At 71.4% G+C, this 26,452-nt stretch carries 20 protein-coding genes; 10 read left to right on the top strand and 10 right to left on the bottom strand.

Going from position 1 to position 26,452, the window contains the following annotated elements; all coding sequences use genetic code 11:
* The first annotated feature begins 88 nt into the window (after window positions 1–88).
* The 9 genes from AOP78_RS08845 to AOP78_RS08805 all read left to right on the top strand — a co-directional run bounded on the left by AOP78_RS08845 (window position 89) and on the right by AOP78_RS08805 (window position 11,259).
* Window positions 89–1,603: an ABC transporter ATP-binding protein gene (locus AOP78_RS08845; protein WP_062203359.1), complete on the top strand. Its 1,515-nt coding sequence runs from the start codon at window positions 89–91 to the stop codon at window positions 1,601–1,603.
* A complete protein-coding gene (locus tag AOP78_RS08840; RefSeq protein ID WP_062203357.1) occupies window positions 1,600–2,817 on the top strand; it encodes an ABC transporter permease in 1,218 nt (405 codons plus the stop codon). The genes AOP78_RS08845 and AOP78_RS08840 overlap by 4 nt, the downstream gene beginning before the upstream one ends.
* Window positions 2,814–4,127, top strand: a complete 1,314-nt coding sequence (locus AOP78_RS08835) for an ABC transporter permease (RefSeq protein WP_062203355.1) — start codon at window positions 2,814–2,816, stop codon at window positions 4,125–4,127. The genes AOP78_RS08840 and AOP78_RS08835 overlap by 4 nt, the downstream gene beginning before the upstream one ends.
* Before the next feature lie 5 nt (window positions 4,128–4,132).
* A complete protein-coding gene (locus AOP78_RS08830; RefSeq protein ID WP_062203353.1) occupies window positions 4,133–4,531 on the top strand; it encodes a cytidine deaminase in 399 nt (132 codons plus the stop codon).
* Between the two features lie 5 nt (window positions 4,532–4,536).
* Window positions 4,537–5,847, top strand: a complete 1,311-nt coding sequence (locus AOP78_RS08825; protein WP_062203351.1) for a thymidine phosphorylase — start codon at window positions 4,537–4,539, stop codon at window positions 5,845–5,847.
* A complete protein-coding gene (locus AOP78_RS08820; protein ID WP_062203349.1) occupies window positions 5,847–6,878 on the top strand; it encodes a hypothetical protein in 1,032 nt (343 codons plus the stop codon). Before AOP78_RS08825 ends, AOP78_RS08820 begins: the two co-directional genes overlap by 1 nt.
* A 9-nt stretch (window positions 6,879–6,887) precedes the next feature.
* The gene (locus AOP78_RS08815) at window positions 6,888–7,958 is read left to right on the top strand and encodes an adenosine deaminase (protein ID WP_062203347.1); all 1,071 of its coding nucleotides are present in this window, start codon (window positions 6,888–6,890) and stop codon (window positions 7,956–7,958) included.
* 92 nt (window positions 7,959–8,050) lie between these two features.
* Window positions 8,051–8,743, top strand: coding sequence for a deoxyribose-phosphate aldolase (deoC, locus tag AOP78_RS08810; RefSeq protein ID WP_062203345.1), 693 nt, complete (start codon window positions 8,051–8,053; stop codon window positions 8,741–8,743).
* A 155-nt stretch (window positions 8,744–8,898) separates the two neighbouring features.
* The gene (locus AOP78_RS08805; protein WP_062203342.1) at window positions 8,899–11,259 is read left to right on the top strand and encodes an ATP-binding cassette domain-containing protein; all 2,361 of its coding nucleotides are present in this window, start codon (window positions 8,899–8,901) and stop codon (window positions 11,257–11,259) included.
* Here AOP78_RS08805 and AOP78_RS08800 read toward each other — a convergent pair.
* The 3 genes from AOP78_RS08800 to AOP78_RS08790 all read right to left on the bottom strand — a co-directional run bounded on the left by AOP78_RS08800 (window position 11,256) and on the right by AOP78_RS08790 (window position 14,528).
* Window positions 11,256–11,909: a SanA/YdcF family protein gene (locus tag AOP78_RS08800; RefSeq protein WP_083979977.1), complete on the bottom strand. Its 654-nt coding sequence runs from the start codon at window positions 11,907–11,909 to the stop codon at window positions 11,256–11,258. The genes AOP78_RS08805 and AOP78_RS08800 overlap by 4 nt on opposite strands.
* A 123-nt stretch (window positions 11,910–12,032) precedes the next feature.
* Window positions 12,033–13,730 (bottom strand): phospho-sugar mutase, encoded by a 1,698-nt coding sequence (locus AOP78_RS08795; RefSeq protein ID WP_062203338.1) that lies wholly within the window; start codon window positions 13,728–13,730, stop codon window positions 12,033–12,035.
* Window positions 13,731–14,528 carry a purine-nucleoside phosphorylase gene (locus AOP78_RS08790; RefSeq protein WP_236685344.1) on the bottom strand — a complete coding sequence of 266 codons (798 nt, stop codon included), beginning with the start codon at window positions 14,526–14,528 and terminating at the stop codon, window positions 13,731–13,733.
* A gap of 123 nt (window positions 14,529–14,651) precedes the next feature.
* Here AOP78_RS08790 and AOP78_RS08785 point away from each other — a divergent pair, with 123 nt between their 5' ends.
* The gene (locus AOP78_RS08785) at window positions 14,652–16,046 is read left to right on the top strand and encodes an NAD(P)H-quinone dehydrogenase (protein ID WP_062203336.1); all 1,395 of its coding nucleotides are present in this window, start codon (window positions 14,652–14,654) and stop codon (window positions 16,044–16,046) included.
* A gap of 25 nt (window positions 16,047–16,071) precedes the next feature.
* On the opposite strand, the gene efeB is transcribed toward AOP78_RS08785, so the two are convergent.
* The 7 genes from efeB to AOP78_RS08750 all read right to left on the bottom strand — a co-directional run bounded on the left by efeB (window position 16,072) and on the right by AOP78_RS08750 (window position 26,332).
* Window positions 16,072–17,454, bottom strand: a complete 1,383-nt coding sequence (gene efeB / locus AOP78_RS08780; RefSeq protein ID WP_083980013.1) for an iron uptake transporter deferrochelatase/peroxidase subunit — start codon at window positions 17,452–17,454, stop codon at window positions 16,072–16,074.
* Between the two features lie 25 nt (window positions 17,455–17,479).
* Entirely contained in the window at window positions 17,480–18,646 is a 1,167-nt protein-coding gene (gene efeO, locus AOP78_RS08775; RefSeq protein WP_062203334.1) for an iron uptake system protein EfeO, read from the bottom strand.
* A gap of 19 nt (window positions 18,647–18,665) precedes the next feature.
* A complete protein-coding gene (gene efeU / locus AOP78_RS08770; RefSeq protein WP_062203332.1) occupies window positions 18,666–19,538 on the bottom strand; it encodes an iron uptake transporter permease EfeU in 873 nt (290 codons plus the stop codon).
* 340 nt (window positions 19,539–19,878) lie between these two features.
* Entirely contained in the window at window positions 19,879–21,663 is a 1,785-nt protein-coding gene (locus tag AOP78_RS08765) for an acetyl/propionyl/methylcrotonyl-CoA carboxylase subunit alpha (RefSeq protein ID WP_062203330.1), read from the bottom strand.
* A gap of 184 nt (window positions 21,664–21,847) precedes the next feature.
* Window positions 21,848–23,635 (bottom strand): ABC transporter ATP-binding protein, encoded by a 1,788-nt coding sequence (locus AOP78_RS08760; RefSeq protein ID WP_062203327.1) that lies wholly within the window; start codon window positions 23,633–23,635, stop codon window positions 21,848–21,850.
* Entirely contained in the window at window positions 23,632–25,569 is a 1,938-nt protein-coding gene (locus tag AOP78_RS08755; protein ID WP_062203325.1) for an ABC transporter ATP-binding protein, read from the bottom strand. Before AOP78_RS08755 ends, AOP78_RS08760 begins: the two co-directional genes overlap by 4 nt.
* Before the next feature lie 106 nt (window positions 25,570–25,675).
* On the bottom strand, window positions 25,676–26,332 hold the full coding sequence (locus AOP78_RS08750; RefSeq protein WP_062203323.1) for a Maf family protein: 657 nt from the start codon (window positions 26,330–26,332) through the stop codon (window positions 25,676–25,678).
* Window positions 26,333–26,452 lie beyond the last annotated feature (120 nt).

The following is a 26,452-nucleotide window of genomic DNA, read 5'->3' as shown; positions in this document are numbered from 1 at the left end:
CGTGGACGCGGCGCGCCCCTCGTGCTTGACTGACACTGTGCGGCGCCCGTCCTGCGGCGCCCCGAAGACCTCTGAAAGGCAGTGACGGGTGAAGCTCGAACTGAAGGGGATCACCAAGCGCTTCGGCACCTTCACGGCGAACGACGCGATCGATCTGGTCGTCGAGTCCGGTACGGTCCACGCGCTCCTCGGAGAGAACGGCGCGGGCAAGTCGACGCTCATGAACGTGCTGTTCGGCCTCTACGACGCCGACGAGGGCGAGATCCTTCTGGACGATGAGCCGACCGGGTTCACGGGACCCGGCGACGCCATGGCGGCCGGGATCGGCATGGTCCACCAGCACTTCATGCTCGTCCCCCCGTTCACCGTCGCGGAGAACGTCATGCTCGGCCACGAGCAGGTGAAGGGCCCCGCGAAGCTGCTGGACCTCGCCGCCGCACGCGCGAAGGTCAAGGAGATCTCCGACCGCTTCAAGTTCGACGTGGATCCCGATGCCGTCATCGAGGATCTCCCGGTCGGCGCCCAGCAGCGCGTGGAGATCATCAAGGCGCTGTCGCGCGACGCGAAGGTCCTCATCCTCGACGAGCCCACCGCCGTGCTCACCCCGCAGGAGACCGACGAGCTGCTCGCGATCGTCAAGGATCTGCGCGACGCAGGCACTGCCGTCGTCCTCATCACCCACAAGCTTCGTGAGGTGCAGGCCGTCGCCGACACCATCACCGTCATCCGCCGCGGCAAGGTGGTCGGCACCGCCGAGCCCACCGCGTCGCAGGAGGAGCTCGCGTCCCTCATGGTCGGCCGCGACGTGTCGATGACCGTCGACAAGACCCCGGCGGAGCCAGGCGACGTCATGCTGGCGGTCGAGGACCTGTCGGTCATCGACGAGGACGGCATCGCCCGCCTCAAGCACGTGAGCTTCGACGTCCACGCGGGGGAGATCCTCGCGATCGCGGGCGTCCAGGGCAACGGCCAGACCGAGCTCGCCGAGGCGCTGCTCGGCGTCGTCCCGACGACGTCGGGAACCGCGACCCTCGACGGCGAGCTGCTCACCGGCAAGTCCATCAAGGAGACGCTTCACTCCGGGATGGGCTTCGTGCCTGAGGACCGCACCGAGGACGGGCTCGTCGCGACCTTCACGATCGCCAACAACCTCATCCTCGATCTTCACGACGTCGCTCCGTACGCGAAGGGCATGGCGCTGCAGCCCCGCGTGATCGCCGAGGAGGCGGAGGAGCACGTCAAGCAGTTCGACGTCCGCACCACGTCCATCGAGCAGACCGCCGGGTCCCTGTCGGGAGGCAACCAGCAGAAGGTCGTCCTCGCTCGCGAGATGTCGCGACCGCTCAAGCTGCTCATCGCCTCGCAGCCCACGCGCGGCCTGGACGTCGGCTCGATCGAGTTCGTCCACAAGCGCATCATCGCCGAGCGCGACAACGGCGCGGCCGTCATCATCGTGAGCGCCGAGCTCGACGAGGTGCTCGCGCTCGCGGACCGCATCGCGGTGATGTATCACGGCGAGATCGTCGGCATCGTGCCGCCGGACACTGATCGCGACACCCTGGGCCTCATGATGGCCGGAGCACACGAGGAGGCGGCCGCGTGAGCGCCGAGGCAGTGAAGCAGGACGATGCGCCAGCCGAGGGGTCGCGCGACTGGCGCGCTCTCCTCAGGGAGATCGCGGAGAGCTCCGCTCTCGTCGTCGTGATGGCGGTCGTCGCCTCGATGGTGATCGGCGGCCTTCTCATCATCTTCGCGGACCCCGACGTCTCCGATGCGGCGGGCTACTTCTTCGCGCGCCCGATGGACACGTTCACCGCGGCCTGGGACGCGGTCTCGAGCGCCTATACCGCGATGTTCCGTGGCTCGGTCTGGAACTACAGCGCGGACACGTTCGCGCAGCAGTTCAAGCCGCTCACCGAGACGCTCACGATGGCGACCCCGCTGATCTTCGCGGGACTCGGTCTCGGCATCGGCTTCCGCGCGGGCCTGTTCAACATCGGTGCGCAGGGCCAGATCATCATGGGAGCGATGCTCGGCGGCTGGGTCGGTTTCGCGTGGCACCTGCCCGTGGGCCTGCACCTGCTGGTCGCGGTCGTCGCGAGCGCCCTGGGCGGTGCGATCTGGGGCTTCATCCCCGGCATCCTCAAGGCCAAGACGGGCGCGCATGAGGTGATCGTCACGATCATGCTCAACTACGTCGCCGCCAACCTGCTCGCCTTCGCGCTCAGCCAGGACGCCTTCCAGAGGCCCGACTCGGACAACCTCCAGTCGCCGATCGTCGACACGACCGCGCAGTACCCGCTCATCCTCGGCTCGAGCTACCGGCTCCACCTGGGCTTCCTGCTCGCGATCGCCGCTGCGATCGGCGTGTGGTGGCTCATGGAGCGCTCCACCTGGGGCTTCCGCTTCCGCGCCGTCGGCGCGAACCCGCGCGCCGCTCGCACGGCGGGCATGAACGTGTCCTTCGGGATCATCGCCGTCATGACGATCGCCGGTGCGCTCGCCGGTCTCGCCGGCTCCGCCCAGATCCTCGGCACCGAGAAGTCGCTGACCACGGGCATCGCGGGGTCCTTCGGATTCGATGCGATCACCGTGGCACTGCTAGGCCGGTCGCGGCCGATGGGCACGGTGTTCGCGGGCATCCTCTTCGGAGCCTTCAAGGCCTCCGGGCCGACGCTTCAGGTCGCCGCCGGCCTCCCCGTGGACATCGTCCTGATCCTGCAGTCGCTCATCGTCCTCTTCATCGCGGCCCCGCCGCTCGTGAGGTTCCTCTTCCGACTGCCCACCCCGACCAACGAGAAGGTGGTGGCCGCATGACCGCGACCCTTGAGGCACCTCAGACGCAGGAGCCGGAGGCCGTCGTCGAGACGCCCAAGAGCTGGAAGATGCCGATCCTCCTGGGCGCGGTCGGACTCATCTCCTTCGTCGTCTTCGGCCTGGGCACCCCCGGTGGCACCGAGACCCGGTTCGTCCTCTCCCAGAAGAGCGACGCGCTCCAGATCCCGGTGTGGCACGCTCCCGCGCAGCCCTTCGCGATCGCCGCGACCCTGGCGCTGATCGCCCTCGCGGGCCTGTCCGCGTGGGCGTCCGCGAACCGCCGCAAGCTCGGCGTGTGGCTGCCGATCGTCTACGGCGTGCTGCTCGTCTTCGCGATCCTGATGTGGGCTGGCGCCGGCAAGAGCTCCACGTCCATCCAGGTGACCGGACTGCTCATCGGCGCGGTGGTCCTCGCGACGCCGCTCGTGTTCGGCGCCCTGGCGGGCGTGGTCTGCGAGCGCTCCGGCATCGTCAACATCGCGATCGAGGGCCAGCTGCTCGCGGGCGCCTTCATGGCCGCCCTCGTCGGCAGCGCCGCCGCTACCGCCACCGGGTCCAGCACCGCAGGCGCCTACATCGGACTCCTCGCCGCGCCCGTCGCCGGCGCGCTGATCGGACTCCTGCTCGCGCTCTTCGCGGTCAAGTACTGGGTGGACCAGATCGTCGTCGGCGTCGTCCTCAACGTCCTCGCGGTGGGGCTGACGAACTTCTTCTACGGCACCGTCATGAAGGAGAACACGGACCTCAACCAGCGCATCGGGCTGCCCGACCTGCCCATCCCGGTGCTGTCCCACATCCCCGTGATCGGCCCCGTGCTGTTCGACCAGAACCTGCTCGTCTACACGATGTACGTGCTCGTCATCGTGCTCAACGTGATGCTGTTCAAGTCGCGCTGGGGGCTCCGGGTCCGTGCCGTCGGCGAGCACCCCAAGGCCGCCGACACCGTCGGCATCAAGGTCAACCGCACCCGCGTGCGCAACACCATCCTGGGCGGCGCGATCGCCGGACTCGGAGGCGCCTTCTTCACGGTCGCGTCGGGCCTCGCCTTCAACAAGGAGATGACCGGCGGCAAGGGCTACATCGCGCTCGCCGCGATGATCCTGGGTCGGTGGAGCCCCAAGGGAGCGCTCGCCGCGGCCCTGTTCTTCGGCTTCGCCGACTCGCTGCGCGAGCAGTTCGGCATCATCGGCACGTCGATCCCCTCGCAGTTCCTGGCGATGCTGCCGTATCTCGCGACGATCTTCGCGGTCGCGGGGCTCGTGGGCCACGTGCGCCCGCCGGCCGCCGAGAACCAGCCCTACAAGAAGTAGGAGCCATGGCCGACATCGATTGGGAGGCCCTGCGCTCCGCCGCGCGCGAGGCCTCGTCCCGCGCGTACGTGCCGTACTCGAAGTACCGGGTGGGCGCCGCGGCGCTCACCGACACCGGCGCGATCGTCACGGGCGCGAACGTCGAGAACGCGAGCTACGGGCTCACGCTGTGCGCGGAGTGCGCGCTTGTGTCCAAGCTGCACACCGACGCGCTCGGCAAGCGCCTCATCGCGTTCGCATGCGTCGACGCGGCGGGCTCGCCTCTCCAGCCGTGCGGTCGCTGCCGCCAGCTGCTGTACGAGCACGGTGGCGACGCGCTTCTCATCGACGGGCCCGAGGGGACCCTGACGATGTCCGACATCCTTCCCTGGGCCTTCGGCCCGCAGCACCTCGAGGAGAGCTGATCCCCATGGCCGAGCGTCACGACGCCGTCGACGTCATCGTCACCAAGCGCGACGGTGGCACCCTCTCCGATGACCAGATCGACTGGGTCATCGACGCGTACACGCGCGGCGTCGTCGCCGACGAGCAGATGAGCTCGCTCGCGATGGCGATCCTCCAGCGCGGCATGACGCGCGCCGAGATCGCACGCTGGACCGCGGCGATGATCGCGACCGGCGAGCGCATGGACTTCTCGTCCCTGTCCCGCCCGACCGCCGACAAGCACTCGACCGGGGGCGTCGGCGACAAGATCACCCTTCCGCTCGCGCCGCTCGTGGCGGCGTGCGGCGTCGCGGTGCCGCAGCTGTCGGGCCGCGGCCTCGGCCACACGGGCGGAACGCTCGACAAGCTCGAGTCGATCCCCGGCTGGCGCGCCGCGCTCAGCAACGAGGAGATGATGGCGCAGCTCGAGTCCGTCGGCGCGGTCATCTGCGCCGCGGGCTCCGGCCTCGCCCCCGCGGACAAGAAGCTGTACGCCCTGCGCGACGTCACCGGCACCGTCGAGGCGATCCCGCTCATCGCATCGTCCATCATGTCCAAGAAGATCGCCGAGGGCACGGGCGTGCTCGTGCTCGACGTCAAGGTCGGCACGGGCGCCTTCATGAAGGACATCGATCAGGCGCGCGAGCTCGCGCGCACCATGGTGGACCTCGGCACCGACGCCGGCGTGCGGACGTCGGCGCTGCTCACCGACATGTCCACCCCGCTCGGCCGCGGCATCGGCAACGCGCTCGAGGTCACCGAGTCGCTCGAGGTCCTCGCGGGCGGCGGTCCCGCCGACGTCGTCGAGCTCACGGTCGCGCTCGCCCGCGAGATGCTCGCGGGCGCGGGAGTCACCGATGTCGATCCCGCCGAGGCGCTCAAGGACGGCCGCGCGATGGACGCCTGGAACGCGATGATCCGCGCCCAGGACGGCGATCCCGAGGCACCGATGGCCATCGCCACGCACACCGAGGAGGTGCGCGCCGAGCGCGACGGCGTCATCACGCGCATGGACGCCCTCGGCGTCGGTGTCGCGGCCTGGCGCCTGGGAGCCGGACGCGCGCGCCAGCAGGACCCGGTCCAGGCGGGCGCGGGCATGTACCTCCACAAGACCCTCGGGGAGTCGGTCAAGGCGGGCGACCTCGTCGCGACCCTCCACACCGACACGCCCGATCGCATGCCGCGCGGGCTGCAGGCGCTCGCGGAGGCGTGCGGCGGCGCCGGCGCGATCGAGATCGGTGACACCGCCCCCGAGCGCACGATCCTCCTGGACTCAGTCGGCGCGCTGACGGCCTGATGGCCTGGACCCTCACCTCGGTCGTCGCCCGCGCGCTCAGGCCGCTGGGCTGGGGGAGGCGCTGGCTCGCGGACGATGCGGTCGCGCGCGCCGAGGCGCTCGTGCCCGCGAGCGTCGGCGCGGCCGCGCGCGCGTGGGAACGACGCGTCACCGCATCGTCCCTCGCCGACCGCCGGGCCCTCGAGACCGCGCTCGCCGAGCTCGCCGACGACGGCGACGTCATCATCCGGGCGGGCGCGACCGGCGCGCCGATCGACGCGATCGCGGCCCTCGCATCGTCCTGGGCGAAGCTCCACGCCGACGCCAAGGCGGCCGCGCGCGACCCGTTCGCGGTCGCCGGGGTGCGGAGCCAGGGGCCCGTGGCGTTCGGGATCGTCACCGCACGCCAGGTGGATCAGACGACCTGCGGGGCCGCCGTGCTCGGGATGCTGCACGCCGCGGCCGACCCCTTCGTCGCGATCTGGATCGTGACGGGCCGCTACTTCGCCGGATACACGCCCGAAGCCGTCGCCGCCGCGATCATCTCGGGCGGCGCCGAACGCGGCGACATCGAGGGACGCTGGCGCGCGCTCCAACGCGGCCAGCACGTCGAGGCGACCGAGAACGCGCTCGGGCCGTTCCCCTGGCCTCGCGCGCTCGGCACCCCACCGTGGACCGCCGCGCGCCTCGCGAGCCCCTTCGGGATCCGTTACCGCTCTGCGATGCTCGACGACCGCTCCCCGGAGGCGGCCGAGGCGATGGTCGCCCACTCCTCGGCCGCGATCGCGGACGGCCTGCCGGTCGTGCTCTACTCCGGCGGGGACTCGGACCTGGGGCTCGAGACCGTGGTGCCCCGGCACGTCGTCCTGCTCGTCGCGGCGACGGACGAAGGGTTCCTCGCGTACGAGCCCGGCCGCGGCGCCCTCGTCCCGCTGCGGCGCGACGCCTTCGGCGGCGCGGCCCCGCGCGATGACGGGCGCAGGCGTCCTGGCCTGGGCGACTGGAGCCGTGTCGCGTGGCTCGTCCTGCCGTCGCCCTCGCCTTCCGTCTAGCCTGAGGCCATGACTCTCACCCCCGACGAGATCCGTGCCCTCCCCAAGGTCGTGCTCCACGACCACCTCGACGGCGGCCTGCGCCCCGAGACCCTGATCGAGCTCGCCCAGGAGATCGGGTACGAGCTTCCTTCCGATGATGCCGACCTGCTGTCCAAGCACTTCATCGCGAACTCGAACTCCGGCGACCTGGTGCGCTACCTCGAGGCCTTCACCCACACCTCCGCGGTCATGCAGACGGCCGCGAACATTACGAGGATCGCGCGCGAGGCCGTGATCGATCACGCCCGCGACGGAGTCATCTACGTCGAGCTCCGCTACGCGCCCGAGCTGCACACCGAGCAGGGGCTGATCATGCAGGAGGTCGTCGACGCGGTCACGCTCGGCATCGAGGAGGGCGTGTCCGACGCGCTCGAGGAGGGCTACACGATCCGCGCTGCCGCGCTGCTGTGCGCGATGCGGCAGAACCACAGGTCGCTCGAGGTCGCCGAGCTCGCGCTCGCGAACTGGGGCACCGGATGCGTCGGCTTCGACATCGCGGGGCCCGAGGCGGGCTTCCCTCCCGCCAAGCACGCCCCCGCGTTCACGCTCCTGCGCGACGAGCTGTTCCCCGTGACGATCCACGCGGGCGAGGCAGACGACACCGACTCGCTCGCGCAGGCGCTCGGGCTCGGGGCGGCCCGCCGCATCGGCCACGGCGTGCGCATCCACGAGGACATCACTGACTTCGGCACGGAGATGCCGGTCTTCGGTCACATCGCCCAGTACGTGCTCGACCAGCAGATCCCGCTCGAGATCTGCCCGACCTCCAATGTGCACACGGGCGCCGCGCCGTCGATCGCGGAGCACCCGATGCACGAGCTGCGCGACCTCGGCTTCGCCGTGACGATCAACACCGACGACAAGCTCATGTCGGGCGTGGACATGGTGAGCGAGTTCACCGACCTGCACGACGTCGGCTGGACCAAGAGGGACCTGTTCGAGGCGACGCTCGCCGCCGCGTGGGGTGCCTTCCTGCCGTACGACGAGCGAGCCGACCTCGCGGACCTCATCGTCGCCGGCTACGGCATGGACGACTAGGCGCCAGCCCCAGATTCCTCTCCGTGTGGGCCGGTCGGCCTGGGATGCTGCTGCGTTCCGCTCAGTGTGGCGCGAACGCCTAGGCTGGAGCCATGACACTCAGCCGCGCAGAGCTCGCCCAGTACGTCGACCACACGCTCCTCAAGCCCGAGTCGACCCCGGCTGACGTCGCGGCGCTCGTCGCCGAGGGCGCCGCGCTCGACGTCTTCTCCGTCTGCGTGTCGCCGTCGATGCTCCCGATCGCGACCCCGTCCGGGCTGGCTGTCGCCACCGTGTGCGGCTTCCCGTCGGGCAAGCACCACTCGTCCGTCAAGGCGGCCGAGGCCGCGCTCAGCATCGAGCAGGGCGCCGACGAGGTCGACATGGTGATCGACATCGCCGCCGCGAACGAGGGACGCTTCGAGGACGTGCAGGCTGATGTGGCCGCGGTCCGCGCTGCCGTCCCCGAGGGCAAGATCCTCAAGGTCATCATCGAGTCGGCCGCGCTGTCCGACGAGGCGATCGTCGGCGCGTGCCAGGCCTCCGAGGCCGCGGGCGCGGACTTCGTGAAGACCTCGACGGGCTTCCACCCGGCCGGTGGTGCCTCGGTGCACGCCGTGGCGCTCATGGCGAAGACCGTCGGCGGACGCCTCGGTGTCAAGGCCTCGGGCGGCATCCGCACCTCCGAGGCCGCGCTCGCCATGATCGAGGCCGGCGCGACCCGCCTGGGACTCTCCGGCACCGCCGCGGTGCTCGACGGCCTCGACGGCGTGGTCGCCGAGTCCGAGGGTGACGGCGGTTACTGACCCCGCGCTCCTTCACCGCTTCAGCATCGGCCCCGCCCGGATCCTCCGGGCGGGGCCGACGGCATCCCGGGCCCGGGCCCGCACTCGACGGCGCGCGGGATGCAACAATCTCGGTGAGAGCGCCGCGGCCCCGGAACGGCGCTCAAGGAGGCTCCATGACCGACCACGCCGCCGACGCGCACGACCTGATCAAGGTTCGCGGCGCGCGCGAGAACAACCTCAAGGACGTCTCGGTCGACCTCCCCAAGCGCCGCCTCACGGTCTTCACGGGAGTCTCGGGCTCTGGCAAGTCGTCCCTGGTGTTCGACACGATCGCCGCCGAGTCGCGGCGCATGATCAACGAGACGTACTCGTCGTTCATCCAGGGTTTCATGCCGTCGCAGCAGCGCCCCGACGTGGATGTCCTCGAGGGGCTCACGACGGCGATCATCGTGGACCAGGAGCCGATGGGGGCGAACGTGCGCTCGACCGTCGGCACCGCGACCGACGTGCACGCGATGCTGCGCATCCTCTACGCGCGGCTTGGACAGCCGCAGGTCGGACCGCCGCAGGCGTTCTCGTTCAACGTCGCGACCTCGTCAGGGTCGGGCTCGGCCACCGTGACCCGCAAGGACGGCACGACGGTCCGCGAGCACCGGGAGTACTCGGTCACCGGGGGCATGTGCGTGCGCTGCGAGGGGACGGGACGGGTGAGCGAGCTCGACCTGACCCAGGTGTTCGATGAGACCAAGTCCCTCGCCGAGGGCGCCCTCACGATCCCTGGGTACACCGCCGACGGCTGGGCCGTCCGGATCTACACCGAGTCAGGCTTCCTCGACCCCGACAAGGCGATCAAGGACTACTCCAAGCGCGAGCGCGACGACCTCCTCTACAAGGAGCCGACCAAGGTCAAGATGGCCGGCATCAACATGACCTATGAGGGCCTGATCCCCAAGATCACCAAGTCCATGCTCAGCAAGGACAAGGACGCGATGCAGCCCCACATCAGGGCGTTCGTGGACCGTGCGGTGACCTTCCAGACGTGCCCGGACTGCTCCGGGACCCGGCTCAGCGCGCTCGCGCGGTCGTCGAAGGTCGCGGGCAAGGGCATCGATGAGCTCGCCGCGATGCAGATCTCCGACCTTGCCGCGTGGATGCGGGACCTGGACGCGCCCGAGGTGGGCCCGCTGCTCGACAGTCTCCGCGACACCCTCGACTCGTTCGTCGAGATCGGGCTCGGCTACCTGTCTCTGGACCGGGCCGCGGGCTCGCTGTCGGGCGGTGAGGCGCAGCGCACCAAGATGATCCGCCACCTCGGATCGTCGCTCACGGACATCACGTACGTCTTCGACGAACCGACGATCGGCCTCCACCCGCACGACATCGCGAGCATGAACGACCTCCTGCTGCGCCTGCGCGACAAAGGCAACACGGTCCTCGTCGTCGAGCACAAGCCGGAGGCGATCGCCATCGCGGATCACGTCGTGGACCTCGGCCCGGGCGCCGGGTCAGCGGGCGGCGAGATCTGCTTCGAGGGCACGGTCGAAGGCCTCAAGGGCTCGGACACGCTCACGGGCAAGCACCTCGGTTACCGCGCGAGCCTCAAGGACAAGGCCCGCTCGGGCACAGGGGTCATCCCCATCAGGGGCGCCTCCGCGAACAACCTCAAGGCCGTCGACGTCGACGTTCCGCTCGGAGTCCTCACGGTGGTGACCGGGGTTGCCGGATCGGGCAAGTCGTCGCTCATTCACGGCTCGATCCCGGACGATGCGGGGGTCGTCACGGTCGATCAGCGCCCCATCAAGGGGTCGCGCCGGTCCAACCCGGCCACCTACACGGGCGTCCTGGAACCGATCCGCAAGGCCTTCGCGAAGGCCAACGGCGTCAAGCCCGCGCTGTTCAGCGCCAACTCCGAGGGCGCCTGCCCGGTGTGCAACGGCGCTGGCATGATCTACACCGAGCTCGGCGTCATGGAGACGGTCGCGAGCGTGTGCGAGGCGTGCGAGGGTCGCCGGTTCAACGACGACGTCCTGCAGTACACCCTCGGCGGTCGCTCGATCGCTGACGTGCTCGAGATGCCGGTCACCGAGGCGCTCGCGTTCTTCGCCGACGGCGAGGCCAAGAACCCCGCCGCGGCCAAGGTCATCGGTCATCTGGACGATGTGGGGCTCGGCTACCTCGCGCTCGGCCAGCCGCTCACGACGCTGTCGGGCGGCGAGCGCCAGCGCCTCAAGCTGGCCACGCACATGGCGGAGAAGGGGGGCGTCTACGTCCTCGACGAGCCGACGACCGGCCTTCACCTGGCCGACGTCGAGAACCTCCTGAGCCTGCTCGATCGGCTCGTCGACTCGGGCAAGACCGTGATCGTCATCGAGCACCACCAGGCGGTCATGGCGCACGCGGACTGGATCATCGACCTCGGTCCGGGCGCCGGTCACGACGGCGGCCGCGTCGTGTTCGAGGGGACGCCCGCCTCCCTGGTCGCCGGCGGTGAGACTCTCACTGCTCAGCACCTCAAGGCGTACGTGGGCGGTTAGCCCTCGGCCGAGACCTCGCGCCCGCGGGCCTGGTCCAGCATCGCCTTCGCGATGGCCGGCACCTCGCGGATGTTGCCGAGAACGGTCGACTTGGTGAGCCGGATCGCGGGGTAGCGACCCTGCGCCTCGAGCCCGGCCTGCTCGCACAGCCATACCGCGCGCGGCTCGTGGAACTCCTGGGTCGCGACGATCACCGAGGAGGCCCCGTACACTTCGGCGGCGCGCTGGCACGACGAGTACGTGTCGAGACCGAGCGGGTCCTCGACGATCGCGTCAGCCGGAACCCCGAGAGCCTCGGCGAGCGCGCGCATCACGGTCGGCTCGCCGTAGCCCGACGAGTCGTCGCCGTCGCCGCTCATGATGAGCTCATCCACCGTGCCGTCGAGGTAGAGCGCGACGCCGACCTCGACCCGCTCGCGCAGGAAGCGCGACGGCTCGCCGTCCTCGTACACGCGCGCGCCGAGCACGAGCGCCGCGTCGGCGTGCTCCGCGGCGGTGCCCGCCTCGGAGATGGACGATGCGGTGGTCAGGCGGGTCCAGGCCCACGGTGCCGCCACGAGGGCGGGGATGAGGACGACGGCTGCGACCGCCCAGCGCATGCGTGGGTGGAGCCGCTCACGCGAGTGTGGAATCGACGCGAGGGCGGGCATGCCGTGACACTATCGCGTCCGTGAACCGCTCGCGGGGTCATCCACACGGGTCATCCACACGGGTCATCCACGCAAAGGCTGCAGGGGCCCCGAGCCTTGGCCGGGCCCCTGCGACCTGGCCCTTTACAGCCCCAGCGCGGCGTGCACGTCCGAGTCGAGCGCGTCCATCGCCTCGATCGCCCGAACGCGGGCGGCCCTCACGTCCCCGTCCTCGCCCAGCGGCTCGATGACCTCGAGGTAGGCCTTGACCTTGGGCTCGGTGCCCGACGGCCGGATGATGACGCGCGCGCCCGACGCCGTCGCGAGGTGCAGTCCCGTCGTGGGCGGCAGCCCCTGGAAGCCCTCGCCCATGTCGTCAGTCGCGACCACGTCGGATCCGCCGAGCGACGCCGGGGGAGCGGACAGCAGCCGGTCCATGGTCTCGCCGATCAGCGAGATGTCGGCGAAGCGGGCCGACACCTGCCTCGTGAGGTACACGCCGTAGGCGCGCGCGAGGTCGTCGATCGCGTCGGCCAGCGTCCGGCCGGAGGCCTTCAGCTCGGCCACGTAGTCGGCCATGACGACGGCCGCGGAGATGCCGTCCTTGTCGCGCACCTGGCCGGGTGCGACGCAGTACCCGAGCGCCTCCTCGTAGCCGTAGACCAGGCCCTCCTCGCGGGAGATCCACTTGAATCCGGTGAGCGTGTGGCGGTAGCCGAGCCCATGCGCCGCGGCGATCGCCGACAGCTGCTGCGACGACACGACGGAGTTCGCGAGCACCGCGCCCTCGGCGTGACCCTCGCGCGACGCGACCCGCTCGCCCAGGAGGGAGCCGACGACGTCGCCGTGCAGCATCGTCCACCTGCCGTCGATCATCGTGGCGACGGCCGCGCGGTCGGTGTCGGGGTCGTTGGCGATGACGACGTCGGCCTCGACGGACTCGGCGAGCGCGAGCGAGAGGTCGATCGCGCCCTTCTCCTCCGGGTTCGGGAACGACACCGTGGGGAAGTCGGGGTTCGGCTCGGCCTGCTCGGGGACGGTGTGCAGGTCCGTGAATCCCGCGCCGCGCAGGACGCGCTCGACGGTCGACGCACCCACTCCGTGCAGCGGCGTAAGGACGATGCGGAGGTTGGCCCGCGAGTCGTCCGTCGCCGGGGGGACCAGCGCACTCGTGGCGGCGACGTACTGGTCCACGATGTCCTCGCCCAGCACGGTCCAGCCCTCGGTCGCGCGGGGCACGGACTCCACGGACTCGACCGAGGCGATCCTCGCCGCGATCTGCGCGTCGTAGGGCGGCACGATCTGTGCGCCCTGACCCGAGCCGGTCACGACGCGTCCACCCAGGTAGACCTTGTAGCCGTTGTCCTGAGGCGGGTTGTGGCTCGCGGTGACCATGACGCCGGCGTCGGCGTCGAGGATGCGCGTCGCGTAGGCGAGCACCGGCGTGGGCAGCAGCCGGGGGAGCAGCAGCGCCTCGTGGCCCGCCGCGGTCATGACGGCGGCGGTGTCCTTCGCGAACTGCGCCGAGCCGTGTCGCGCGTCGTAGCCGATCGCGACGCGAGCGGGCGAGTCGCCGAGCTCCTCGGTGAGGAAGGCGGCGAGTCCCGCGGCCGCGCGGATGACGACGGCGCGGTTCATGCGGTTCGGTCCGGCGCCGATCTTGCCGCGCAGGCCGGCGGTGCCGAACTGGAGCATCCCGCGGAAGCGGTCGGCGAGCTCGACCCGTGCGGTGTCGTCCCCCGCCCTGGCCGACGCGATGGTGGCCTGCAGCTCGCCGCGCGTGCGGGGGTCGGGATCGTCGTCGACCCACGCGAGGGCGACGTCAAGAAGCTCGGGGTCCATCTACATCACCTTCACGATCTCGGCGAGCAGGCGGGAGATGCGCGGGGCGGCGGCCTCGCCGGCCTCGAGCACCTCCTGGTGGGTGAGGGTCTCGCCGCCGAAGCCGGCGGCGAGGTTGGTGACGAGCGACAGGCCGAGGACCTCCATGCCCGCCTCGCGCGCGGCGATCGCCTCGAGGGTGGTCGACATGCCGACCAGGTCGGCGCCGAGCACGGCGGCCATGCGCACCTCGGCCGGGGTCTCGTACTGGGGCCCGGTGAACTGCATGTAGACGCCCTCGGGGAGGTCGCCGTCGATGCTGCGGGCCAGGTCGCGCAGGCGCGGCGTGTAGGTCTGCGTCATGTCGACGAAGGTCGCGCCCTCGAGCGGCGTCGCGGCCGTGAAGTTGATGTGGTCCTTGAGCAGGACGACCGTGCCGGGGACGAACTCGCGGTTGACCGACCCGCAGCCGTTCGTCACGACGAGCTGCTTCGCGCCAGCGGCGGCCGCCATGCGGACCGCGTGCGCCACGGTCGAGGCGCTGCGCGACTGGTAGTAGTGCTGGCGCGCGCCGAGCGCGAGGACGGTGCGCCCGTTGGGGGTGCGGAACGAGCGGTGCACGGCGTGGTGGCCCGCGACCGCGTGGCCCGTGAACCCGGGGATCTCGGCGGCGTTCACGGACGCGATCTCCTCGCCCAGCAGGTCGGCCGCGCCGCCCCATCCGGACCCCAGGATCAGGGCGATGTCGTGGCTGGCGACGCCGGTCTTGTCGGCGAGGACGCGCGCCGCCTCGGCGGCGAAGTCGTGGGCTTCAGTCATGGGTTCGAGCCTACTGGGACCGAGTGACATCGTCAGGACGATGCGGTGGCAGGGATCGCGCCGCGGCCCGGCCGGGCCGCGCGGTTGAGTGACGCGTCCATCGTCCTGTGCCACGATGTCGCCATGCACGATGTCGTGATCCTCGGTGGAGGTCCGGGCGGCTATGAGGCCGCCCTCGTCGCCCGCAAGGCCGGGGCCAGGGTGACGCTCATCGAGCGCCACGGGCTCGGCGGCAACGCGGTGCTCACGGACGTCGTCCCGTCCAAGACCGTGATCGCCACGGCCGAGTGGCGCAGCATCGCGGAGCGCGCCCCCGAGCTCGGGATCGTCGCCGAGGACGGCGCGCCCGTACGGACCCGCGTGGACCTGGCCGCAGTGAACGCGCGCGTGCGCGCGCTCGTCGCCCGCCAGAGCGAGGACATCGCCGGCCGCCTGGAGACCGAGGGCGTCCGCATCGTCCATGGTGAGGGCACGGTGACGCCCGAGCGCGCCGTCGCGGTCGGGGGAGAGGAGATCCGCGGCGACGCGCTGCTGCTCGCGCTCGGCGCGCGCCCTCGCGTGCTGGCGGACGCCGCGCCCGACGGCGAGCGGATCCTGTCGTGGACCGACCTCTACTCGCTGGCCGACCTGCCGGAGCATCTGATCGTCGTCGGTTCGGGAGTGACGGGCGCGGAGTTCGCGGAGGCGTACTCGCTGCTCGGCTCGCGCGTCACCCTCATCGCGTCGGGCGACCGCGTGCTTCCCCGCGAGGATCCCGAGGCGTCGGCGATGCTCACCGAGGTGTTCCGCGAGCGGGGGATGACGCTCGTGGGCGGGCGCGCCGCCGCGGTCGCGAGGGACGGGGACGATGCGGTGGTCGTCACGCTCGACGACGGCCGCGAGATCCGCGGCTCGCACTGCCTCATGGCGGTCGGCTCGGTGCCGAACACCGACGGGGTGGGCCTGGAAGGGGCCGGGATCGCGCTCGACGAGCGCGGGTACATCGTCGTGGACAAGGTCTCGCGCGCGAGCGCTCCGGGCGTGTACGCCGCGGGCGACTGCACGGGCGTGCTCCCGCTCGCCTCGGTCGCCGCGGCGCAGGGGCGGATCGCGATGGCGCACGCGCTCGGCGACGAGGTGAGGCCGCTCGACCTGGGACGCGTGTCCTCCACGGTGTTCACCGCCCCGGAGATCGCGACGGTCGGGTCCTCCGAGGCCGACCTCAAGGCGCGCGGCATCTTCTACCGCGTGGAGCGGCTCGACCTCGCGCGCAATCCCCGCGCGAAGATGCTCGGCATCGACGAAGGGTTCGTCAAGGTCTTCGGCCACACCGTCACGGGCCACGTGCTGGGCGCGGTCATCGTCGGCTCCCGGGCGTCGGAGCACGTGTACGCGCTGTCGCTCGCGGTCGCGAACCGGCTCACGGTGGACCAGGTAGCCGAGTCCTTCACCGTCTATCCGTCACTGTCCGGCACGACCGGCGAGGTGGTGCGGCGACTGCATGGAATGCGCGAGGACGATGCGCCGCACGGGACGTGACGCATCGTCCCTGTGAGACCCCTGGCTAGGCGAACAGGCCCTGCCCGATGAAGGCCCCGTCGTCGCCCCCGAGCGTCGACCCCACGGGCACTCCCGGCGGCACCGCGAAGATCGCCGAGCCCACGGCGCGCACGTACTCCACGGTCATCGCGTCGCCCGACGAGATCGCATTCTGCATCGGGATGTACTGCGTCTCGGGGTCGCGCACGAACGCGAGGAAGAACAGCCCGGCGTCCAGGCGACCCAGGTCGTCGGCGCCGTCCGTGTAGTTGTAGCCGCGGCGCAGCATCATCGCGCCGCCGTTCGCGTCGGGGTGGGCGAGGGCCACGTGCGAGTCGGTCGGGATGAGCGGGTCGCCGTCGGCACCGGGCCGCGTGAAGTCCGGCTCGGTGAACTCGTTGCCACCGGACAGCGGCGCGCCCGATCCCTTCGCGCGGCCCACCGTCGCCTCCTGCTCGGACAGCGACGCGCGGTCCCAGATCTCGGCGAGGATGCGCAGCTTGCGCGCGACCATGAAGGTGCCGCCCGCCATCCACTCCTGGCCGTCGTCGGCCTGCGACCAGAGCCACGTGCGCACATTGTCGGTGTCCTCGGCGCGCAGGTTGCGGGTGCCGTCCTTGAAGCCCATGAGGTTGCGCGGCGTGGACTGGTCGCGCGTCGTGGATGAGGTGCGACCGAATCCGAGCTGCGCCCACTTGACCGACGCGACGCCGAACGCGAGGCGCGACAGGTTGCGGATCGCGTGCATCGCGACCTGCGGGTCATCCGCGCAGGCCTGGACGCACAGGTCGCCGCCCGTGAGCCGCTCCTCAAGCGTGTCTCCCGAGAAGTGCGGCAGCTCCTCGAGCTGGGAGGGGCGGCGGTCGGCGAGCCCGAAGCGGTCGACGCCGTCCTTCTCGAACAGCGTCGGGCCGAAGCCGAACGTGATCGTCAGCCCCGAGGCGGGCAGCCCGGTCGCGTCGCCTGTGTCGTCCGGCGGAGCGTACTCGGAGCCGCCCGCGATGCCCGTGCCGAGCTCCGAGCCGGTCATGAGCGTCGCGGCGGCCTCGGTCCAGGAGCGCAGCAGCGCGATCAGCTCGTCGCGATCGTCGGTCGTGACGTCGAAGGCCGCGAAGTGCATGCGGTCCTGCGCGGGGGTGACGATCCCACTCTGGTGGTCCCCGAGGAAGTCGTACTGGCGACGCAGGGACGATGCCTCGGTCGCCTTCCCGGCGGCGTAGCCGCCTCCGGCCAGCGCCGCGGCGCCGACGACGGCGCCCGCGCCGCCGATCAGCGCGCGACGCGAGACGCCGGTCCGAGACGCGCCACGACGGGCCGGCGCCGCCTGGCCCTCCTGGGAGACCGTAGATGAGGTCTTCTCCGAGGAGGCGTCAGGGGTGTGCGTCGACCCGTCGTGCGCGTCGTTCATGCGGACCATTCTCTGCGATGCAGGATCAGCCGATGGCCGCGGCGGTCAGCTGCGACAGGGACTCGGACAGCGCCTCGACCAGGCGGGAGAGCTCGAGCACCTGGTCGTCGGTGAGCTCGGAGTAGGTGACGAAGCCGTCCTCGAGGGAGCCGTACTGCGCGAGCTCGTCCTCGAGCGCGGTGAAGCGCTCCTCGATCTCGGCGCCCAGCGCATCGTCCGTGAGGTCGGCCGCGGGCTTGAGGACCACGTAGGCCTCCCACGCGCCGTCGAGGTTCGCCTTGAAGTCCCACAGGTCGGTGCCGGACCAGATCTCCTCCTCGCCGGTGATCTTGCCGGTCGCGACCTCGTCGAGCAGCTCCTTCGCGCCGTTGCCGATCTGGAAGGCCTCGAAGGTGAAGTCGTCGGCGTTCACGCGCTCGGACAGCTCGGCCGTGTCGGCGACGAGCTGGTCGGCGAGCGCCTGACGCTCCTCGGTGGTCAGCGCGGCGTAGGAGCCGTCCTCGGGCTGCCAGAGGTCCTTCTCCATGGCGTGCCAGCCGGTCCACTCCTCGCCCTCGGCCAGGTCGGCCTCGCGCAGGTCCATGCTCGGGTCGAGGTCGCCGAACGACTCGGCGACCGGCTCGATCGCCTCCCAGTGGGTGCGGGCGGACGCGTAGATGTCGCGGGCCGCGTCGTCGTCACCGGCCACGAAGGCTGCGACGAACTCGTCGGTCGCGGTGACGAGCTCGGCGACCTCCTGCTGGACGTAGGCCTTGTAGGTGACGGCCGCCTGCTCGAGCAGCGCGGCGCGCTCCTCGTCGACCTCGACCTCGCCGGTGGCGGCGGTGATCGTGAAGGCCTCGGGCGTCGCCTCGGCCGTGTCGGACTCGCGGCACGACGTGAAGTAGTCGCCCTCGGCCACCTGGACGGTGAGGTCGCGGGTGAGGCCCGGTCCGACGTTCTCGACCTCGGACACGATCGACGAGCCGTCGGAGGACAGCAGGTAGAACTCGGTGCTCGAGGAGCCCTCGTTCGTCACCGAGAAGACGACGGTGCCCGCTGCGGCCTCGACCGCGGACAGGGTGCAGCCGTCGTCCGTCGCGGTCACGGTGATCGTGCCGCCGTCGGCGCTGGCGGCGTTGGGGACACAGCCGGCGAGGGCGACCGTGGAGGTCAGGAGGGCGAGCGAGGGCAGGGCGAAGCGAACGGTCATGCTCGGGAGATCCTTCGGGTCAGGCCGCGGACGTGGCAGGCACGTCCTTGGTCGGCACGGGGGAGATGGTGGCGCGCGCAGGCGCCTGGGGGGTGCGGAACGCGGTGCGGACGAAGAACCACATCGTCGGGACGACGTACAGCGTCCAGGCGAGGGCCTCCAGCACGGTGGTCGCGGGGGAGAAGTTGAAGACGCCCTTCAGCACGGTGCCGAGCACCGAGCCGGACGAGATGGTGGCGCTCACGTCGAAGGCGAGGGTGTCCAGGCCGGGCAGGACACCCGCCTCCTGGAGGTCGTGGACGCCGTAGGCGAGCACTCCGCCCGCGACGACGACGAGGAAGACGCCGGTCCACTGGAAGAAGGTGCGCAGGTTGATCTTCACCGCGCCGCGGTAGATGACGTAGCCCAGCGCGATCGCGGCGAGGAGCCCCAGGGTCGCGCCGAGGATCGGCGCCGTCGACGAGCCCGCCGACTGGATCCCCGCCCACAGGAACAGGGAGGTCTCGAGGCCCTCGCGACCCACCGCGAGCAGCGACATCGTCACGACGGCGCCGCCGCCGACGGCGATCGCCTTGTCGAGCTGGCCCTCGAGGTGGCCCTTGAGGTGGCGGGCAGTCTTGCCCATCCAGAAGATCATCCAGGTGATGAGGCCGACCGCGACGATGCTGAGCGAGCCGCCGATGATCTCCTGCGCCTCGAACGTCAGGCCCTGCGGGCCGAGGGTGAGGAGCGCGCCGAAGCCGAGCGAGACCGCGGTGGCGATGCCGACGCCCAGCCACACGTGGCGGAGCATGTCGCGGCGCTCGATGCGCACCAGGTAGGCGACGAGGATGCCGATGACCAGCGCGGCCTCGAGGCCCTCACGCAGGCCGATCAGAAAGTTCGCGAGCACGCCGTCGACTCCTTGGGGGACATGAGCGAGGGAAGGGTTCCCTTACCTGCCGCGAGCCTAGAGCGCGATCGGTTGACGTGTCAAACTTTTGAAACGCCAGTGTTGCGTAATAGTTGGCTGTCCTTGGACGACGCGGTGGTCGCCGTCGGTGGTCGCCGTCGAGTTGCGATGGCCCCCGCCGCACGTCCTCCACACACTTCGTTCTGCACGTGGCGTGTCGCGCCGTATATCGGGTGCGACACGCCGTCGGCATTGCCAAGTGTGTGCACCACGTGCGGCGCAGCCCTGCGGGATGCCCGGCGCGGAGGCTGCGGGATGCCCGGCGGGCGTCAGGCGGGCGTCAGGCGGGCGAGGCGATCTCGCAGATGAGCGTGCCGGCGGTCACGCCCGCGCCGACCTCGGCGCTGAGCCCGGAGACCACGCCCGCCTTGTGGGCGGTCAGCGGCTGCTCCATCTTCATCGCCTCGAGCACGACGATGAGGTCGCCCTCGGCGACTGTTGCGCCGTCCTCGACGGCGACCTTGACGATCGTGCCCTGCATCGGCGAAGTGAGCCCGTTGCCGTTGACGGTCCTGGTCGCGGAGCCGTTGCCGCGGCGCGACTGACGGCGCGTCGGCCCGGCCGAGCGGGCGCCGGCGCGTCCCGCGGCGGCGAGCGACGCGGGCAGGACCACCTCGAGGCGCTTGCCCCCGACCTCGACGACGACGCGCTCGGTGGCCCCTGCATCGTCCGTGTCCACCGACGAGGCGGACGGGCCGAGCGCGGCGACGGTGTCGGCGAACTCCGACTCGATCCAGGTCGTGTACACGCCGAACGAGTCCTCGCCGCCGACGAATGCGGGAGCGTCCACGACCGCCTTGTGGAACGGGATGACGGTGGGGATGCCCTCGACCGTGAACTCGGCGAGCGCGCGCCTGGCGCGCTGGAGCGCCTGCTCGCGCGTGGCGCCCGTGATGACGAGCTTCGCGATCATCGAGTCGAAGTTGCCCGACACGGTGTCGCCCTGGCGCACGCCCGCGTCCACGCGGACGCCCGGCCCCGAGGGGAAGGCGAGGCGGTGGATGCGGCCGGGGGACGGCATGAAGCCTGCGGCGGGGTCCTCGCCGTTGATGCGGAACTCGATCGAGTGGCCGCGGGGCTGGGGGTCGAGCACCGAGATGGGCTCGCCTGCGGCGATGCGGAACTGCTCGCGCACCAGGTCGACGCCCGTGATCTCCTCGGTGACGGGGTGCTCGACCTGGAGGCGCGTGTTGACCTCGAGGAAGCTGATGGTGCCGTCCGAGCCGACCAGGAACTCGCACGTGCCAGCGCCGCGGTAGTCGGCCTCGCGCAGGATCGCCTGGCTCGACTCGGTGAGGCGGGCGCGCTGCTCGTCGGTGAGGAACGGCGCTGGGGCCTCCTCGATGAGCTTCTGGTGGCGGCGCTGGAGCGAGCAGTCGCGCGTGGAGACGACGACGACGTTGCCGTGGTCGTCCGCGAGGCACTGGGTCTCGACGTGGCGGGGCCTGTCGAGGAAGCGCTCGACGAAGCATTCGCCGCGGCCGAACGCCGCGACGGCCTCGCGGGTCGCGGAGTCGAACAGCTCGGGGATCTCCTCGCGGGTGCGGGCGACCTTGAGGCCGCGGCCGCCGCCGCCGAAGGCCGCCTTGATCGCGACGGGAAGGCCGTGCTCGTCGGCGAAGGCGACGACCTCGTCGGCCGACTCGACCGGGTCGGGGGTGCCCGGCACGAGCGGGGCGCCCGCGCGCTGCGCGATGTGGCGCGCGCTGACCTTGTCGCCGAGGTCGTTGATGGCGGCCGGAGGCGGGCCGATCCAGACGAGCCCAGCGTCCATGACGGCCTGCGCGAACTCGGCGTTCTCCGACAGGAAGCCGTAGCCGGGGTGGATCGCCTCGGCGCCGGAGCGCTTGGCGACGTCGATCAGCTTGGCGATGTCCAGGTAGGTCTCGCGGGCGGTGGCTCCGGTGAGCGCGTAGGCCTCGTCGGCGAGGGCGACGTGGAGGGCGTCGCGGTCGGGGTCCGCGTAGACGGCGATCGACCTGAGGCCCGCGTCGGAGCAGGCGCGGACGACGCGGACGGCGATCTCCCCGCGGTTGGCGATGAGGACGCTCGAGAAGGCTGGCACCCGCCTACGTTAGCGCGGCGTATCGCCTGGGCCCTCGGTCCCGGGGGTGCGGCACGCAAGTTCTCGCGCCGTGCCAAGCCGGGACGATGCGATTTGTGGGGAACGTACAAGGGAATCGTCAGTCCCTTGGGTTAGGTGCGCGGAGGTTGTCGCCTCTCTACAAGTGGGAGGGAATGTCGGCCGGTCAGGAGTACTGCGCGGCCTGGAGCGTGAACAGCTCGGCGTAGAGCCCGCCTGGGATGTCCATGAGCTCCTCGTGCGAGCCCGACTCCGTGATCCGGCCGTCGGCGACGACCAGGATCAGGTCGGCCATCCTCACGGTCGAGAAGCGGTGGGATACCAGCACCGTGATCGCGCCGGTCGTGGAGGCGAGACGCGTGGCGGACGCGGCGTAGCGTTCGAACAGCTGGTGCTCGGCCTCCGCGTCGAGGGCCGAGGTCGGCTCGTCGAGCAGCATGACGAGGGGCGCGTCGCGCATCATCGCCCTGCCGAGCGCGAGCTTCTGCCACTGGCCTCCCGAGAGCTCGACGCCGTCCGCGTAGGACTTCCCGACGTGGGTGGCGAGGCCCTCGGGCAGGCGATCGAGGACGATCGTCGACTCCGCGCGGTCGAGCGCGGTCATGACGGCCTCGTCGTCGTCCCTGCGGGGGAGGTCGCCGACGCCCACCGTGTGGCGAGCGGCGGCCTCGATCCGGCAGAAGTCCTGGAAGCCCGCGGCGACCCTGGTCCGCCACTCCGGCACCGGGATCCGCGCGAGGTCGGTCCCGTCGACGGTGATGGCGCCGGAGGTCGGCTCGTAGAAGCGGCACAGGAGCTTGACGAGCGTGCTCTTGCCCGCGCCGTTCTCGCCGACGATGGCCACGGTCGTGCCCGCGGGCAGGTGGAGGTCGACGTCCTCGAGCACGGGACGGTCGGTGCCGGGATAGGTGAAGGACATGCCCGACGCGGTCACGCCCTCGCGGAGCGTCTCAGGCGCGCGCGCCGGCTTCTCGATGGCATGCGGCGCCACGAGGGCGCGCGCCCAGTCGAGGTTCACCATGAAGCTCGCGAGGCGCTGCAGCGCGCTCGCGAGGAACTGGGCCTCGGTGAGCTGGGCCACGATCTGCGAGGCGAGCGTGATGACCAGCACGACGTCGCCGACGCTCGCCTCGCCGGCGACGGCGCGACGCACCACATAGAGCGCGGAGCCGAGGAACGCGCCCCCGAACACTAGGAGCGCGAGGCTGTGAGTGGCGCCCGAGGTGAGCTCGCCGCGCACGAGCGCTCTGCTCGCGCGGTCGTATGAGTCCGCCTGAAGTCGACGGAGGGTCGCGCTCATCCGCGTCAGCCTGACCTCCTTCGCGGGACCGGCGTCCGTCGCGAGGCCAAGCAGATGCGTGGCGCGACGGGCATCCTGAGCGGCGCTCTCCCGCGCGCGTCCCATCGTCGTCTCGGCACGGCGCCCCGCCCACACGGGCAGCGCTCCCGCGAGGGGCAGGAGCAGGAGCCAGGGCGACACGGACATCATCGCGGCGAGCGCGACGGCTCCGCCGACCGTCACCCGCACGGTCGAGAACAGGTACTCCATGGCGAAGAACTGGAAGAACTGCAGGTCCGTGGCGAGGACGCGCAGCTTGTCGGCGTAATCGGGGCGCTCATGGTGGGCGATGCCGTCCGAGCCGTTCGCGACGTCGATCACCTCGCCTTGGAGCGCGGCGAAGACCAGCCGCGACAGGTCCAGCCCCATGAGGAAGTTGATCTGGCCGAGCACGGAGTAGGTCACCGCCGCGGTCGCGAGCAGCGCGCCCGCCCACGCCGCCCGGGCCACGTCGCCCGCGAGGGCGGCATCGGTCGCGACGCCCGCCGCGATCGCCGAGCCGGGCCCGGACGCCGCGCGGAACAGGGCGAGCGCAAGCACCAGGAGGAAGCGCCGGGGGCTTGCGCGGAACGCGACCGGCACGAGCCGCGAGACGCCGACCACGAGGGTTCTCATGAGGCCTCCTGGTGCTCGACCGGGTCGCCCTCGGCGTTCAGGCCCTGCTGGAAGCGCGCGGCCTGCAGGGCGAACAGCCGCGCATACTCGCCGCCCCTCATCAGTTCGGCGTGCGTGCCGCGTTCGCGCACGCGGCCGCCGTCGAGCACGACGATGTCGTCGGCGCGGCGCACGGAGGAGAAGCGGTGCGAGATGAGGACGGTGGTGGCCCCGCGGGTGAGATCGACGAAGTGGTCGAAGAAGCGTGCCTCGGCCCGCACGTCGAGCGCCGAGGTCGGCTCGTCGAGCACGAGCACCCTGGCACCGTGGTGCAGCGCGTAGAGCGATCGCGCGATCGCGACCCGCTGCCACTGCCCGCCCGACAGGTCGACGCCGCTCTCGTAGGCGCGCGCGAGGGGCGTGTCGAGGCCGAGCTCGAGGTCGCGCAGCGCGTCGAGGATCCCGGCCTCGTGCGCGACCTCCTCGATGACCGCGTCGTCGGCCTCGGCCTCCGGCGCGCCGGCCGCGATGTTGTCGCGCGCGCTCAGCTCGTAGCGCAGGAAGTCCTGGAAGACGACGGACAGGTGGCGGCGCCACGTGTCGTCGTCCACCGCGGCGATGTCGACGCCGTCGGCCTCGATGCGTCCCGCGGTGGGGTCGTGGAGCTTGCCGAGAAGCTTCACGAGCGTCGTCTTGCCCGCGCCGTTCACGCCCACGATCGCGGTGCTCCGACCCGCCTCGAGCCGAAGGTCCAGGCCGTCGAGCACGGGGGTGTCCGTGCCGGGGTAGGCGAAGGAGAGGTCGATGAGGTCGAGAGCGCGGGTCGGCGCCTCGGGCGGGAGGGCGAGGGGCCGCGCCGGCGCCGAGGCCGAGGTCGAGGCGGCCGCGTGGGCGGCGAGCGCGGCGTCGAGCTCGTCCGTCGCCTCGAGATGCCTCAGGCCCGACTCCGTGCCGTGGTCGCATCGTCCCCAGAAGTCGCCCAGGGGGATCGCCGCCGCCGTGGCCTGGAGGAACAGCGCGAAGGCCGTGAGGGCGATGACCCCCTCCGCGGCCCGCGCGCTGACCGTCGCGGCGACGGTGCCGAGCACCACGATGCTCGCCGCCAGCGCGATTGTGGCCTCGCGTCGTTGGGTGTCCTCGTAGATCTCGCGCATCGGCCGCATGAAGCTCTCGTATCCGGCGCGCGCGTGGTCCGCGAGCCAGTCCGTGAGCGCGAACACGCGCGCCTCCTTGGAGATGGGCGAGCCCGTCGCGAGCTCTTGGAAGTAGCTCCACGTGCGGTACTGGCGAGCGGCGACCGCCTGACCGGCCTCGGCGACGCGCATCTGGCGTCGCTGGCGCCAGCGCAGCCCCACGGTGACCAGCCCCACGCCCAGGCCCGCCCACCATCCGGCAGCCGCTCCCGCGAGCACTGCCATGGCCGCGATGGTGACCCACCGTCGCACGACCGCGATCGAGCCCGCGGCTCCGGCTCCCGGGCCCGCGTCCTCCTTGTCGAGATCGGAGGTCGCCCGCGCGAGCGCATCCAGCACGCGCTGGTCCTCCATCGCGGCGCTGCGAGGGGAGGCGAGCGTCGCGGCCATGAGCCGATCGCGCATCGCAGCGTCGACGCCCTGGCGCACCACGGCGAACAGCGCCTCCTCGATCGGCGACAGCGCCTGCATGGCGAGCAGCGCGGCGCCGGCCACCGCGAACGCGACGACGAGCGAGTTCCAGGCCGCGGAGTCCACGCCGCTGTCGATGGCCGCGGGAACGTGGCCCACGAGGACGGACGTGGCGATGATGAAGGCTGCGGGAAGGAGTCCCAGGACGATGTTGAGCGCGAGCATGGTCGCCGCGGCGGGACGGTTTCCGCGGAGCGTCAGGAGCGCAAGCCGCCAGCGTGCCGTCGCGAGCCGACGCCACGCTTCTCCCCAGCGCGCCCGGCTCGTCGCCGGGCCTCCCTCCGCGCCCATCTCTCCACGGTAAGGACGTTCCCGGATTTGGACAACCGGACGCGTCAGATATCCGGCGTCGAGACGGAATCGTGCGGAGGCCGTGGGGCCTGGCCGGGCCCGGCGGTCAGCCCCGCACGGAGTCCCTCCACAGCTCGTGGAACGCGACCCCGCACTCGGCGAGCAGGAGGCGCAGGAGCGGCAGCGAGACGCCGACCACCGCGTGGTAGTCGCCGTCGATCGACTCGACGTAGGGGCCGCCGAGCGAGTCGACGGTGAAGGCCCCCGCCACCTGGAGGGGCTCGCCCGTCGCGACGTAGGCGTCGATCTCGTCGTCCGTGAGGTCCGCGAAGCGGACCGTGGTCGAGGCCGTGGCGCCGACCGTCGCCCCCGAGCCGCCGGGGCGATCGTCCACGATCCAGTGGCCGGTGTGCAGGACGCCCACGCGCCCGCGCATCGTCCTCCAGCGCGCCCTGGCCGTCGCCGGGTCGCCCGGCTTGCCGAGGATCTCGCCGTCGATCTCGAGCATCGAGTCGCAGCCGAGCACGAGCGCATCGGTCTCGTAGGTGTCCGCGACCGCCTCGGCCTTCGCCTGAGCGAGCACGAGCACCGAGTCGTCGAAGGCGAGCTCTCCCAGCCCCGAGGCGAGGTGCGCCTCGCGCGCGTGGGCGAGCGCGGCGTCCTCATCCACGTCGGAGACGATCACCTCGGGGTCGACCCCCGCCGCGCGCAGCGTCGTGAGGCGGGCAGGGGACTGGGAGGCCAGGACGAACGGGATCGGCATGCTCGCGAGCCTAGGGCACCAGGACGATGCGGGGGCGGGGCGGGCTGCCGGGCGCGGCCGCGCCTGGGCAGCGGGCGGCGGCGCGCGAAAAGTCGCAAAACGGACGATTCTCACGTCGCG

This window comes from Demequina salsinemoris, from assembly GCF_000974805.1.
Lineage (GTDB): Bacteria > Actinomycetota > Actinomycetes > Actinomycetales > Demequinaceae > Demequina > Demequina salsinemoris.
The sequence above is the reverse complement of the archived record's forward strand: the minus strand, read 5'-3'. Positions and strand labels throughout refer to the sequence as shown.

What these genes read in the sequence shown, in the direction of transcription:
- AOP78_RS08755 (WP_062203325.1), bottom strand. Translation starts at nt 25,569, where the DNA reads ATGGGCGCGGAGGGAGGCCCGGCGACGAGCCGGGCGCGCTGGGGAGAA.
- AOP78_RS08815 (WP_062203347.1), top strand. Translation starts at nt 6,888, where the DNA reads ATGACTCTCACCCCCGACGAGATCCGTGCCCTCCCCAAGGTCGTGCTC.
- AOP78_RS08805 (WP_062203342.1), top strand. Translation starts at nt 8,899, where the DNA reads ATGACCGACCACGCCGCCGACGCGCACGACCTGATCAAGGTTCGCGGC.
- AOP78_RS08820 (WP_062203349.1), top strand. Translation starts at nt 5,847, where the DNA reads ATGGCCTGGACCCTCACCTCGGTCGTCGCCCGCGCGCTCAGGCCGCTG.
- AOP78_RS08835 (WP_062203355.1), top strand. Translation starts at nt 2,814, where the DNA reads ATGACCGCGACCCTTGAGGCACCTCAGACGCAGGAGCCGGAGGCCGTC.
- efeO (WP_062203334.1), bottom strand. Translation starts at nt 18,646, where the DNA reads ATGACCGTTCGCTTCGCCCTGCCCTCGCTCGCCCTCCTGACCTCCACG.
- AOP78_RS08830 (WP_062203353.1), top strand. Translation starts at nt 4,133, where the DNA reads ATGGCCGACATCGATTGGGAGGCCCTGCGCTCCGCCGCGCGCGAGGCC.
- AOP78_RS08790 (WP_236685344.1), bottom strand. Translation starts at nt 14,528, where the DNA reads ATGACTGAAGCCCACGACTTCGCCGCCGAGGCGGCGCGCGTCCTCGCC.
- deoC (WP_062203345.1), top strand. Translation starts at nt 8,051, where the DNA reads ATGACACTCAGCCGCGCAGAGCTCGCCCAGTACGTCGACCACACGCTC.
- AOP78_RS08800 (WP_083979977.1), bottom strand. Translation starts at nt 11,909, where the DNA reads ATGCCCGCCCTCGCGTCGATTCCACACTCGCGTGAGCGGCTCCACCCA.
- AOP78_RS08750 (WP_062203323.1), bottom strand. Translation starts at nt 26,332, where the DNA reads ATGCCGATCCCGTTCGTCCTGGCCTCCCAGTCCCCTGCCCGCCTCACG.
- AOP78_RS08825 (WP_062203351.1), top strand. Translation starts at nt 4,537, where the DNA reads ATGGCCGAGCGTCACGACGCCGTCGACGTCATCGTCACCAAGCGCGAC.
- efeB (WP_083980013.1), bottom strand. Translation starts at nt 17,454, where the DNA reads ATGAACGACGCGCACGACGGGTCGACGCACACCCCTGACGCCTCCTCG.
- AOP78_RS08785 (WP_062203336.1), top strand. Translation starts at nt 14,652, where the DNA reads ATGCACGATGTCGTGATCCTCGGTGGAGGTCCGGGCGGCTATGAGGCC.
- AOP78_RS08760 (WP_062203327.1), bottom strand. Translation starts at nt 23,635, where the DNA reads ATGAGAACCCTCGTGGTCGGCGTCTCGCGGCTCGTGCCGGTCGCGTTC.
- AOP78_RS08795 (WP_062203338.1), bottom strand. Translation starts at nt 13,730, where the DNA reads ATGGACCCCGAGCTTCTTGACGTCGCCCTCGCGTGGGTCGACGACGAT.